Origin of the sequence: Campylobacter subantarcticus LMG 24377 (assembly GCF_000816305.1) — a bacterium.
Taxonomy (GTDB): Bacteria; Campylobacterota; Campylobacteria; order Campylobacterales; family Campylobacteraceae; genus Campylobacter_D; species Campylobacter_D subantarcticus.
Genome location: NZ_CP007773.1, coordinates 858699 through 871275, shown reverse-complemented (window position 1 = coordinate 871275; position 12577 = coordinate 858699). Strand labels below are relative to the sequence as shown.

The 12577-nt window shown below is 30.7% G+C and carries 14 protein-coding genes and 1 pseudogene; 10 read left to right on the top strand and 5 right to left on the bottom strand.

Annotation, left to right across the window (positions count from 1 at the left end; all coding sequences use genetic code 11):
• The first annotated feature begins 1 nt into the window (after position 1).
• The 3 genes and pseudogenes from hypE to msrA all read left to right on the top strand — a co-directional run bounded on the left by hypE (position 2) and on the right by msrA (position 1832).
• Positions 2 to 973, top strand: a complete 972-nt coding sequence (gene hypE, locus CSUB8523_RS04625; protein WP_043019771.1) for a hydrogenase expression/formation protein HypE — start codon at positions 2 to 4, stop codon at positions 971 to 973.
• Entirely contained in the window at positions 973 to 1320 is a 348-nt protein-coding gene (locus CSUB8523_RS04620) for a hydrogenase maturation nickel metallochaperone HypA/HybF (protein ID WP_039663703.1), read from the top strand. The genes hypE and CSUB8523_RS04620 overlap by 1 nt, the downstream gene beginning before the upstream one ends.
• A gap of 21 nt (positions 1321 to 1341) precedes the next feature.
• Positions 1342 to 1832, top strand: a pseudogene (msrA, locus tag CSUB8523_RS04615) (peptide-methionine (S)-S-oxide reductase MsrA).
• A gap of 54 nt (positions 1833 to 1886) precedes the next feature.
• Here msrA and tpx read toward each other — a convergent pair.
• From tpx to CSUB8523_RS04590, 5 genes are read right to left on the bottom strand one after another with little or no spacing between them, the layout of a single operon-like run.
• Entirely contained in the window at positions 1887 to 2411 is a 525-nt protein-coding gene (tpx, locus tag CSUB8523_RS04610; RefSeq protein ID WP_039663701.1) for a thiol peroxidase, read from the bottom strand.
• A gap of 55 nt (positions 2412 to 2466) precedes the next feature.
• Positions 2467 to 4494: an ATP-dependent helicase gene (locus CSUB8523_RS04605; RefSeq protein ID WP_043019770.1), complete on the bottom strand. Its 2028-nt coding sequence runs from the start codon at positions 4492 to 4494 to the stop codon at positions 2467 to 2469.
• A 7-nt stretch (positions 4495 to 4501) separates the two neighbouring features.
• Complete coding sequence (locus CSUB8523_RS04600) at positions 4502 to 5743, bottom strand: ArsS family sensor histidine kinase (RefSeq protein WP_043019769.1); 1242 nt, start codon at positions 5741 to 5743, stop codon at positions 4502 to 4504.
• Positions 5740 to 6414, bottom strand: a complete 675-nt coding sequence (locus CSUB8523_RS04595; RefSeq protein WP_039663694.1) for a response regulator transcription factor — start codon at positions 6412 to 6414, stop codon at positions 5740 to 5742. Before CSUB8523_RS04595 ends, CSUB8523_RS04600 begins: the two co-directional genes overlap by 4 nt.
• Before the next feature lie 12 nt (positions 6415 to 6426).
• Complete coding sequence (locus CSUB8523_RS04590; protein WP_043019768.1) at positions 6427 to 7842, bottom strand: DegQ family serine endoprotease; 1416 nt, start codon at positions 7840 to 7842, stop codon at positions 6427 to 6429.
• 155 nt (positions 7843 to 7997) lie between these two features.
• Between CSUB8523_RS04590 and CSUB8523_RS04585 the strand changes: the two genes are divergently transcribed.
• The 7 genes from CSUB8523_RS04585 to CSUB8523_RS04555 are packed head-to-tail and all read left to right on the top strand — an operon-like array spanning position 7998 to position 12552.
• Positions 7998 to 8861, top strand: a complete 864-nt coding sequence (locus CSUB8523_RS04585; RefSeq protein ID WP_039663690.1) for a co-chaperone-curved DNA binding protein A — start codon at positions 7998 to 8000, stop codon at positions 8859 to 8861.
• A 9-nt stretch (positions 8862 to 8870) separates the two neighbouring features.
• The gene (locus CSUB8523_RS04580; protein ID WP_039663688.1) at positions 8871 to 9245 is read left to right on the top strand and encodes a heat shock protein transcriptional repressor HspR; all 375 of its coding nucleotides are present in this window, start codon (positions 8871 to 8873) and stop codon (positions 9243 to 9245) included.
• A gap of 25 nt (positions 9246 to 9270) precedes the next feature.
• The gene (locus CSUB8523_RS04575; protein WP_043019767.1) at positions 9271 to 10896 is read left to right on the top strand and encodes a glutathione-regulated potassium-efflux system protein KefB; all 1626 of its coding nucleotides are present in this window, start codon (positions 9271 to 9273) and stop codon (positions 10894 to 10896) included.
• Complete coding sequence (locus CSUB8523_RS04570; protein ID WP_039663684.1) at positions 10893 to 11225, top strand: hypothetical protein; 333 nt, start codon at positions 10893 to 10895, stop codon at positions 11223 to 11225. Before CSUB8523_RS04575 ends, CSUB8523_RS04570 begins: the two co-directional genes overlap by 4 nt.
• Positions 11222 to 11848: an HAD family hydrolase gene (locus tag CSUB8523_RS04565; RefSeq protein WP_043019766.1), complete on the top strand. Its 627-nt coding sequence runs from the start codon at positions 11222 to 11224 to the stop codon at positions 11846 to 11848. Before CSUB8523_RS04570 ends, CSUB8523_RS04565 begins: the two co-directional genes overlap by 4 nt.
• Positions 11849 to 11851: 3 nt before the next feature.
• Positions 11852 to 12115, top strand: a complete 264-nt coding sequence (locus CSUB8523_RS04560; protein ID WP_043019765.1) for a DUF2018 family protein — start codon at positions 11852 to 11854, stop codon at positions 12113 to 12115.
• A complete protein-coding gene (locus tag CSUB8523_RS04555; protein ID WP_043019764.1) occupies positions 12112 to 12552 on the top strand; it encodes a hypothetical protein in 441 nt (146 codons plus the stop codon). The genes CSUB8523_RS04560 and CSUB8523_RS04555 overlap by 4 nt, the downstream gene beginning before the upstream one ends.
• Positions 12553 to 12577: the final 25 nt, after the last annotated feature.

The following is a 12577-nucleotide window of genomic DNA, read 5'->3' as shown; positions in this document are numbered from 1 at the left end:
AATGAAGCAAATTACTTTAGCTCATGGCGGCGGTGGCGAAGAAATGAATGCTTTGATAAATGAAATTTTTTCTATTTTTGAAAATGATGTTTTAAAAGAGGCAAATGACGCTGCTATTTTAGATGATTTGGCTTTTAGCACCGATTCTTTTGTTTTAAATCCTATTTTTTTAAAAAATGTAAACATAGGAAAGCTTGCAGTTTGTGGTAGTGTTAATGATATTTTGATGGTGGGAGCTAAGCCTTTATATCTTTCTTTAGCTTTGATTTTAGAAGAGGGTTTTGAGATAGAAAAGTTAAAAATTATACTCAAATCTATAAAAGAAGAATGCGATAAAGCGGGAGTAAAACTAGTTTGCGGGGATACTAAAGTTGTTCCTAAAAATAAAGGCGATGCGATATACATCAACACTTCTTGTATAGGAAAAAACATACAAAAAATCAACACCAAAGACATAAAAAGTGGTTGTAGTATACTAGTTTCTAGAGATATAGGAGCACATGGTTGTGCGGTTTTGGTTGAAAGAAATAATCTAGAAGCAAATATTAACAGTGATTGTAAAAGCTTAAAAGAAGAAGTTTTAGCGCTTTTAGAAGCTGATATAAAAATCAAAGCAATGCGTGATGCAACGCGTGGTGGACTTAGCGCGGTGTTAAATGAATGGGCCAAGTTGAGTAATTTAGAACTTATGGTATATGAAGAAAAAATTCCAGTTTGCAATGAAGTTTTAGGAGTTTGCGAGCTTTTTGGATATGAACCTTATGAACTTGCTAATGAAGGAACCTTTATACTATGTGTAGAGCAAAAAGATGAACAAAAAGCATTAGAAATCTTAAAAAAGTTTAATGCCAATGCAGCTATTATAGGTAAAATCACAGCTAATGAAAAAGCAAGGGTGATTTTAGAAAATGCCTATGGAGCAAAGCGTATTTTAGAAGCTCCAAAAGGTGAACTTTTACCAAGAATTTGCTAATGCATGAGTTAAGTATTACAGAATCTTTACTAGAACTTTGTGAAGAATATGCCCAGGGCAAAATAGTCGAAGAAGTACATGTAAAAATAGGGCGCTTAAGCGGTGTTGAAGCTGCACTTTTACAAAGAAGCTTTAAGACATTTAAGGAAAATAGCCCCTTGTGTAAAAATGCCAAATTTATCATGCATCTTCAAGAGGTGGTAGTGGAGTGTCAAAAATGCCATTTTAGCGGGGTGCTTGAAAATAATATCTTTTGGTGTCCAAAATGCGAAGATAAGAATTTAAAAATTATCGATGGAGAGGAGCTTTATCTTATGCAACTTGTATTAAAAGAAGATGGGAAATAAAGGTGGTATTTGTACAGTGAAATCATTTTAGGTGCGGGTTGTTTTTGGTGTACGCAAGCTGTATTTGATGAGATTAAGGGTGTAGTGTATACAGAAGTAGGTTATATGGGTGGCAAGCTAAACCCAAGCTATGAAAGTGTAGTAAATGGCGATGGAAATATAGAAATCACTAAAATAGTATATGATCAAAAAGAAATTACACTAGAAAAAATTTTAGAAGCTTTTCTAAAAATGCATGATCCTACAAGTATTGATAAACAAGGAGCGGATGAGGGAATTCAGTATCGTTTAGTCATCTTTTACCAAGATGAAACACAGTTAAAAATCATTAGTGACTTTTTGCAAAAAGCACAACAAAACTATAAAAAAACCTTAGTGACACAGGTTTTGAAAGCAAAAAAATATTACAAAGGTGAAGATTATCATCAAAAATATTTAAAAACAATCCTGATCAGGCTTATTGTCGATTTGTCATTGAACCTAAAATTAAAAAAATAAAAACTTGCATATAAAAAATAAATGATTTTATAGGTAGTTTTAAAAGCCTTTTTACAGGCTTTTAAATTTTAGTGGCAACCACAACCGCCGCATCCACAACTTTGGTTAAAAAAGTTTTCTAAAGCTTGCATATTTGGTAATTCAGTAACTTCATTTACAAGTTCTTTATATACAACCACACCATCTTTTACCACAAATACAGCTCTAGCTAGAATTCCCTCAAGCGGACCATCTGCCATTAAAACACCGTATTTCTCACCAAATTCTTTAGAAACAAAATCACTTGCAACGGTTAGATTGTCAATACCTTCGGTTAAACAAAAACGACCCATAGCAAATGGTAAATCCATACTTACTACGATTACTTCAGCACCACTTGCTGCTGCTTTTTTATTAAATTCTCTAGCTTCAGTAGCACATACTGGAGTATCAAGGCTTGGTACGCTGATAATGATTTGAGTTTTACCTTTTGGAGCGATTTCAACACCTGAAAGATCTTTGGCTTTTAGAGTAATGTTTGGCGCCATATCTCCAACTTGAACATTATTTCCTTTTAAACTTACTTTATTTCCTTTGAATAATACGCTATTCATTTTTTTCTCCTTAAATGATTTATATTAATCATAATATAAAAAGATTAATAAAGTCTTATTTTTTTTCTTCTTTACACATACCTGCTTCGATTAGAAAACATGAAGGCTGATAATTGCTTTTTTTTATCTTATCGTATTTTGCATAGCTTAAGTATAAAGTATCTTTAGCTCTAGTAACCGCAACATAAAAAAGCCTTCGTTCTTCTTCTAAGCTTCCACCCATGCTCATGAGTTTTTGGTTAGGAAATCTTCCTTGCGCAAGATCTATAACAAATACAAGCTCAAATTCAAGCCCCTTGCTAGCATGAATACTTAAAAGATTAACCCCGCTTCCACTACTCATTTCACTAGCACCAAGGGTGAGAAAGTTGTAGTATTTGTAATTATCACTATAATTTTTAGCTAATTCTTTTAATACAAACATTTTTGCATTGATTTTTTCTAAAATTTCACTTTTTTTATTTAAATCAACATTAGAATTTTTATTAGTCGCTCGCTTGGTTGCTAAAATATCACAAATTTCTTTAAAATAATCATTTTCTAAAATCAAATTTACAAGCTGGCTTGAAACCTTACATTCACTAGCTTTTTTTATAAAAAGATAAATTTTTTCAAGATTTTTTGCGCAAAATTCATTGATCTTAGGCAGGCTTAAAATAGGGTGGGTGTTAAACTCACTTTCTAAATTAAATCTTGATGGAGAAGCTAACTCTTCAATATCATCAAACAAACCCAATTGATAACTTTGTTTTTTGTATTTTTTTAAACTTACACTAGTATCAGGATTTAAAAATCCTTTAATCAAACTAGAATGTCCTAGTTTTAACAAAGCATCAAAAATATCTTTAGCTAAAACCCCTCCAACTCCTTTGGTGTATTCAAGTAAATGGATAAAAGCCATGATATCTTTTGGATTAAGCACGATCGCAAGCATGGAGCAAAAATTCTTCACTTCTAAACTTTCAAAAAAACTCCCACTACCTTTTCTTTTACTAGCTATACCAAGTTCTCTTAAAGCTACTTCTATGCCATCAGCACTTGAGTTATTTCTAAAAATAACAGCGATTTCATCTAAATTAACTCCGCTTTGTAGAATTAATTTTGCGATGGTGGAGTATTGATCAAATAATTCGTTAAACGTTAATAAACTTGGTGCTTTAAAGTCTCCTTCTCTTGTTACGATTAATTCTTTAGGGTATAGCCTTTCATTATTTAAGATGACTTTATTGGCTAGTGCAAGAATATTTTTACTAGAGCGATAGTTTTTATTTAAAGTAAAAATATTTGCATCCACAAATCTATCTTTAAAACTTCCTATAATGGAAATATCTGCTCCATTAAAAGCATAAATGCTTTGATCATAATCCCCCACACAAAATAAACTTTTACTATTAAACGCGTCAATAAGTGAACCCTGTAAGGTGTTAGTGTCTTGATATTCATCTACTAAAATTTCATCAAATTCAAAATGATGTGAAGATAAAACGTGTTTTAATTTAATCAATAAATCATTAAAATCTACATAGTTAAAACGTGCTTTTTCTTCTTCATATTCTTTTAAAATATCTTCATAAATTTCAGCGTAAACAGCTTGTTCATCATAGTTTTGACAAAACCAGTTATAAAATTCATCTAAATTTGCATTGGTATTTTGAAATAAAGAATACACATCATATAAATAACTTGGCATATAAGGCTTAGTGTCGCTTAAATGATGAAAAGTGCGTTTTTCAAAAATAGAACGCAAAAGAATTTTAAGTTCGCTTGCTGGTTTTAAAATGATATCATGGTTTAGCTCTTTAAGTAAAGTATAGGCAGTGCTATGAAAAGTTCCTGTGGTAATTTTTGAAGTAATGCTTTTATCAAAATACCTCCCAAGTCTTTCAATCATTTCTTTACTTGCTTTGTTTGTAAAGGTTAATAACATGATTTTTTCAGACTTTATACCATTTTGAAGCAAGAATGCTATTCTTGCAACAATAGTAGAAGTTTTACCTGTGCCTGCACTTGCTATGATTAGATTATGTCCAAAAGGAGCACTAGCGGCTTTATATTGTTCTTCATTTAAACGCGATAAAGGCATGGAAATCCTAGTTTAAAATTATATTTTCTATATGATTAAAATAAAAATAATTTACGCCATCTTTGTATTCATAATGAAGTGTAAGTTTATGAGAATCTAAAATAGTTTTAACGATGTATAGTCCAAGTCCAAAACTATCTTTATTTTTCTTTCCTTGAGTAAAGGCTTGAGTATAGTGTTTTAAGTCTTTATCCAAGGCTTTTCCTTTGTTTTTAAAGCAAAGGTATTCTTTGGTTATTTCTATGGTAACACAATTTTCATCAGAGTATTTTGTCGCATTATCGATCATATTTTTCATCGCAGTGGTAAATAATTTAAAATCCACATTAACACTAAAACTTTCTTTGATGCTAATTTTTACTTTTTCATCATCACTCATGGCAATATCTTTTGCTTCATCTAAAAGATCTAAGATATTGTATTTTTTTAAATTAATCAAACCCGCACCCGAAGTAATTTGTTCAATAGCGGCAAATTCATTGATTAAAATTTCTAAGCGATTAAAAGCACCTATGAGTCTTTCTTTGTATTTGCTATTTTCAAGCATTTCTAAAGTGATCAATCCTTTGGTAATAGGAGTTTTTAACTCATGCATGATATTTCTTAGAAAAAATTGTCTTGAGGTATTAAGCTTTTGAATTCGCAAAATAGACTCATAAAAGGCTGTTGCAACCTGTGAAATTTCATCGTTGCCTTTGCTGACATTTTGAATTTCATCTAGTTTATTTTCTCCAAATTTATCAATTTGTCTTTTTAAAGCTCTTAATGGTTTTAATTTTTTAATGATAAAAATATACAACACCAGTAAAACCATCACTACAATACATGCAATAAGCTTGATTACAAAGTAACGATAACCTTGATATTCTAAATCTTTATATAAATAAAGCTTGCCATCAAAGATGATTTTTAAATACACATTATCTTCTAAAGTAATGATTTCAACCACACCTGTGCTAGTTTGAGCACGTGCTATGGTTTCAGCTTTGTAGATGATTTTTCTTATAGAAGAAGGTGCGGTTAATTCAACCATCTTGTAATTTTTAGTTTGCTCATAAAATTCCTTCTCGCTAATTACATGATTAAAATACAATAATCTTGCGTTGGCTATAAAGGAGTATTTTGCATTAAGTTCATTAGTGTAATTTTGCTGATCATACTTAATAAGCCATAAAAATGCCAAAATCACACTAACACTTGCAAGTAAAAAAACAAAGGTTATGGTATAAAAAATCGATGATTTATTCATTGAGTTAGTTTATATCCTATGCCTCTGATTGAATGAATGTATTTTGGAGTTTTAGGATCATCGCCGATTTTTTGTCTAATTCTACTAATAATTACATCTATACTTTTATTACTAGAATCTTCGCTAATAGAACTACAATTATATACAAGTTCTTCACGGCTTACCACTCCACCTTCTTTTTTAATTAAATAACTTAAAATGTCAAATTCAGCATTAGTAAAACTAATCTCTTGATCTTTCATAGTGATAGTGTGTTTATATTTATCATAGACAAGATCTTTTTTGACTTGAGCTTGGGCGGTTTTGGTGTTTGAAATTCTTCTTAGATGACTTTTAATCCTTGCTTGAAGTTCTTGAGGATTATATGGTTTTGGCAAATAATCATCAGCACCCAAATCAAGAGCAGTGACCTTATCGCTAATATCGTGTCTTGCACTTGAAATAATAATAGGTGTATCGTATTTTTTACGAATTTCCTCACACACTTCAAGCCCATCAAGACCAGGTAAACTTAAATCCAAAATGATTAAATCATAAGGATTTAAAGCAAGTCTTGAAAGACCGATGTATGGTTCATGCGCGATATCTACTTTCATGTCAAATTGATCTAAGTACTCTGCTATAATCTCGGCCAATTCTAAATCATCTTCAATCATTAAAATATTTGTCATTTTTTTCCTTTCTTAAAAAAGTAAAGCTCTAACTAAACCGCCCCTATTGATCCAAATTTTAACATATTCTTTGCCTTTATTTAACTCTAAAGCTTTTGATAATTCTTTAAAATTTGAAACCTCATATTGATCGATACCTATGATAATATCACCTTGTTCAAAGCCTATTTTTTCTGCTTTTGATTTTGGCGTAACTTCGGTGATTAAAATACCACTAATGTTTTCAGGTATACGGTATTGGGCTTTGTTTTTAGCATTTAATTCAACTAATTTTAAGCCATCAATATAACCTTTTTCATATTGTAGCGACTTTTCATCGGTTTTTAACATAAATTTCGCAGTTTTAATCTTATTATCTCTTTCATAAGTTAACTCTATCGCTTGTTTTGGATCGATACTTCCTATATAGTTTTTTAAATCCATAGGGCTTTTAACCGTGGTTTTATCTACTTTTATGATCAAATCACCTCTTTTTAAACCTGCATTATAAGCTGCTGAATCTTTTTGCACTTCAGTGATTAAAGCTCCTTCTTGATTAGTATAGGCTTTTTTGATATCTTGAGTTAAAGCCCCTATGACTACACCTAAATATCCTCTTTCAATTTTTCCATGCTCGATTAGTTTTTGTGCGATAGATTTTGCCATATTTGAAGGGATGGCAAAACCAATACCGTTATTTCCTCCACTTCCTGAAAGTATGGCTGAATTGATCCCGACTAAAGCTCCTCTACTATCTACCAAAGCTCCACCTGAATTTCCAGGGTTGATAGAAGCATCAGTTTGAATGAAATTTTCGTATTGATTTAAACCTATATTGTTTTTATTTAAAGCCGAGATAATTCCACTTGTAACACTACTTCCCACGCCAAAAGGATTACCTAAAGCAAATACCACATCACCTTCTAACAATCTATCTGAATCAGCAAAAGTAACAGCGGGCAAATTCTTAGCTTCAATCTTTATTACAGCTAGATCTGTTTTGGGATCAGCTCCGATTAATTTTGCTTTGTATTCGGTGCTTGAATCAGGTAAATTTACAGTGATTTTTTCAGCACCTTCGACAACATGATTGTTGGTTATAATATATCCATCATTTGAGATAATCACACCCGAGCCAAGTGAGCTTACCACTTCTTTATTTTTCTTGCTTTTTGGAGCTTGTGGAAAATCAAAACCAAAAAATTGCTTAAAATAAGGATCATTGAAAAAATCATCAATGCCAAAAGAACTACTTTGAACGGTTTTTGAAGTTGAGATATTTACTACAGAATTTTTTACCTTTTGTATAGAATCATGATAAGAAAGTATGGAATTTGGATTACTAGCTGGTAAAGTTCTTTGTATATTATCATCTGCTTGTTTAAAATCGATACTAGCACTAAAAATGCTAGTTGCTACTGCTAAAGAAAGTATAGTTATTTTTTTCATATTCATCCTTTATAAAATCATTTCCTACAAGTATAAAATTTTATTTTTACACAATTGTAAATAAAACCTTTAGTTTTAAAACTTATAAAAGTTGATTGACTAAGACTAAAGTTTTTGATATAATCAAAACATTATAAATTTGAAGGAAGAACAATATGAGTAATAGTTTATACGATACTTTAGGTGTTGCTAAAAATGCTAGTGCGGATGAGATAAAAAAAGCTTATAGGAAATTAGCAAGACGATACCACCCTGATATCAACAAAGAAGCAGGTGCTGAGGAAAAATTTAAAGAAATCAATGCCGCATATGAGATTTTAAGCGATGAGCAAAAAAGAGCTCAGTATGATAGATATGGTGATTCAATGTTTGGCGGGCAAAGTTTTCATGATTTTTCAAGAAACGCAGGTGAAGCTGATATTAATGATATTTTAAATAGTATCTTTGGTGGAGGTTTTGGGGGCTTTGGTGGAGGTTTTAATTCTAGTAATAATTTTAAAAGTAGTTTTGGAGGTTTTGAAGAAGATTTAGACTTGCAAGCTAGTATAAAAATTCCTTTTGAAAAAGGAATTTTGGGTGGTGAACATGTAGTAAATATCAACAATGAACAAGTGAAAATCAAAATTCCTCATGGCATTAAAGATGGAGAGAAACTACGTATAAGAGGTAAGGGTAAAAATTTTCAAGGACATAGTGGAGATTTGATTTTAAAAGTTGAGCTAGAACAAAGCGATAAATATGAAAGAGAAGATGATGACTTGTATAAAAAAGTTGAAATCAGTTTAAAAACAGCTCTTTTTGGTGATAAAATTAGCGTTCATACTCCACGAAAAGAAGTTAAAATCACTATACCACCAAATTCCAAAAACAATCAAAAAATCCGAATCAAAGGCTATGGGGTACAAAATAGAAAAACTGATTTATATGGAGATATGTATTTGATTTTAAATGTAAAAATACCTGATATTAACACACTTGATTCTGATTTTGTAAAAATTTTAGAAGAAAAATTACCTTAAGGAATGGACATGGAACACAGTTATGATGAACCGGTATATCTTATCAGTGTTGTGGCAAAGGTTTTAAGTATACACCCGCAAACTTTAAGACAATACGAAAAAGAAGGTTTAGTTGAACCAAGTAGAACTGATGGCAAAATGAGGCTTTATTCACAAAAAGACATTGATCGTATAAAAATGATCTTACGTTTAACTAGAGATCTTGGGGTAAATTTGGCAGGAGTAGATGTGATATTAAAACTCAAAACAAAAATTGATGAGTTTGAAAATACCATAGAAGAGTTAAGATTAGAGCTTAATAGAAGAGATAATCCTTCAAAATCAAGATCGGTTGTCAAACATAGAAGTAATTTTGATTTAATTTTTTTAGAAAAAATCAAATAACTTCATATTGCAAAAAGGCTGGTTAGTGGATGCATTTATAACTTTATTTTTGACCGCAGTAGCAGTAGCAGTTGTTTTGAATGTTATACTTAAAAAATTTGGTATTCCAACTATTATAGGTTATATAGTTACAGGTTTATTTGTGCGTGAATTTTATGGCTTTAGCACCAATGAAATCATCATACATATAGCTGAATTTGGTATAGTTTTTTTAATGTTTACCATAGGGCTTGAATTTTCATTTAAGCATCTTTTAGCAATGAAAAAAGAAGTGTTTTTAAACGGAAGTTTGCAAATGCTAACTTGTGGTTTGGTTTGCACTTTGCTTGTAACTTATATTTTAGGTATAGCAAGCCATATCGCGATGATAGCAGGTTTTGCTCTAGCCTTATCCTCCACTGCTATAGTTTTAAAAATACTTAATGATAATGGCGATATTAACGAAGAATATGGCAGAAAAGCTTTAGGAATTTTACTTTTTCAAGATATTGCAGTAATACCACTACTGCTTATGATTGATATATTTAGTTCTCAAAACGCTGATATTTCAAAGCTTTTATTTACGACTTTAGTCAGTGCTGTGATTTTACTTGTTTTGCTTTATTTTATAGGCAAATACCTTTTTACTTATATTTTAAAATTTATCATTAAGACTAATGCAAATGAAATTTTTATCGCGACCATTCTTTTTACTGTGATTGGCGCAAGCTTTTTGGCGCACTCATTTGGTTTTTCATACTCTTTAGGTGCTTTTATAGCCGGAGCTTTGATAGCAGAAACACAATACAAGCACAAAATTGAAGCAGATTTGGTACCTTTTAGAGATTTACTTTTGGGATTTTTCTTTATTAGTGTTGGCTTGCAGATAGATTTTCATCTTGTTTTTGAAAATTGGTTTTTGATTTTTGTATTTGTAAGTTTAGTTTTGGTTGTAAAGTTTGTAGTTATTTATGGTCTTTTGGTTTTATATACTAGAAAAAGAGTAGCATTAAAAACAGCTTTAAGTATTTCTCAAATTGGAGAATTTGCACTCGCAGTATTTTCACTCATGCAAGTTAATTCACTTTTAGATGAAAAAACTGCGCAAATTTTTATCATAGTTTCTATTGTAACAATGGTTGCAACACCATTTATTTTAAACAATCTTAGAAAAATAGCCAATGCGGCTGAGGGTGAGCAAAATGATATGGCTAAATTTTATCTTTGTGATCAAAAAATGAAGGATCATTTTATTATTTTTGGTTATGAAAGATTAGGTCAAGAAGTCGTACAAAAAATCAAAAAAACAGGTATTCCTTATTTGGTTTTAGAGAATGACTTGAATTTAGTCGAACTTGGTCGAAGTAGAAATGAAAATGTATTTTTTGCAAATGTTGCACAAGTAGAAACTTTAAAAATAGCCAATATCGAAGAATGCTCAGTCGCGATTATAACCATAAGCAATGAAGCAAAACTTGATATGCTTTATCAAGTGCTTTCCAATCTAAACAAACCTATCAAAACAGTGTTAAAAACAAGTGGTATGGGAGCAAAGATCATCTTCCCTCATACTGATAAATACTTACACATTGTAGATGCAGAAGCTTCCATAGCAAGAAATTTAGTCCAAGAGGCATTACAATGTAGAATCAACACAAGTGCAGCAGAATGAAAAATGAAGAAAAAGCCTTAAGGGTAAAATACGTAAGAGCTTTGGAAAAATTTACCAATTCTGCAATCAGCGCATTAAAAAGAGAAGATTTTGATATGATACTTTTTAGAGAAAGAATGCAAAAAAATGCTAAGATTTTTGAAAAAATTCAAGCGGTTTTTTTAGATTCTACCTATACTAAGGCTTTGGAAATTTTTGTCAATGAGTGCTTAGATGATGGCTTAGATCAAAAAACGCTTGTTTCAAAAGCAAATGCTTTGTACAAATTAAAGAAAAATCAAAGCTATAAAAAAGACAAACATAAAACTAAATTTAAGGATGAATATTGATTAATGTAATTTTTGATATGGACGGAACTTTAATAGATAGCGCTAATGCTATTGTATGTGCAGTAAATGAAATAAGAGCTGATTTAAATCTTGAACCTTTAAAAAGAGATTTTATCCTTGATACAATCAACACTCCAGGGCAAAACTATGCTAAGATTTTTTATGGCGTTGATACTTACTCTCACACAAGCTTCAAAGAAGGTTATGAGAAGTATTTTATCAAGCATTATGACCAAAGCGTGGTGCTTTTTGATGGAGTAGTTGAAGTTTTGGATTTTTGTAAAAAAAATGGGTGCTATTTGGCCATTGCTACCAATGCGCCACAAGAAAGCTTAGTGCCTATTTTAAAAAAACAAAACATTCTTTCGTATTTTGATAAAATTTTAGGCGTTAGTTATGGTATAGAAGCTAAGCCTGATCCTATGATGTTAAGATTGATTGCAGATGAGGCAAAATACAATAAAAGTCTTTTTATAGGCGATAGCTTAAAAGACAGACTTTGTGCAAAAAATGCAAATGTAGATTATATACATATTGCTTGGCATAAAGAAGTTAAAGAACCAGATGAAGTTAATGATAAAAACACTTTAATAGAAAAAATTCAAACTCACATGAAAGGTTAAAATATGGATATTTTTGATGAAATGTTTGCTAAAACTCCTAAAGAAAAATTTATAGAAACAATAAAATACGCAAACCTAGGTGCTTTAGAAAATGTAATGGAAAAATTACTAGCAGATCACATTGCTATGATAGAACTTTTAGAAAAAAATAACCTTAACGAAACAGATGTTGCTCAATTTCAAATGGAAAATTCTCTTTTGATAGATGAAAGAAAAAATGACTTTTATATAGGCTTAAGCGCTGAAATTTTAGGGCATGAGAGTTGATTTTGCGTTGGTTTTGGTGGATATTTTTATTTTCTAATTTACTTAAAGCTGAAGTTTTTTTTGACTATACCTATCAATTTACCTTAAGTAAAGATGAAAAAGCGAGTGTAAGAATTAAAGAGATTGATTACCCTGATGAAATCTATCATTTTGACTTCTCATGGACTTTGTTTGATCAAACTAATATTATCGTATATTCAAAATACAAAAAATATCCCAGACAATTTGTCATGTCTTTAAGAAGAAATTTAAACTGGGTGGTTCAAACTTTAGTGCCTGATTATAAAAATCCGCATATAGATAGAGCAAGATTAATACTAGAATTTAGTGATTTTAAAAAACGCGAAGCTATTTTTACTATCTATATAGAAGATAGAGATAAAAGATTAGAAGTAGAATTTTTAGACCCTAGAAAAGCTAGTCTTAACCAAAACTAAAGTAAAATCTAATAAAATACAATAT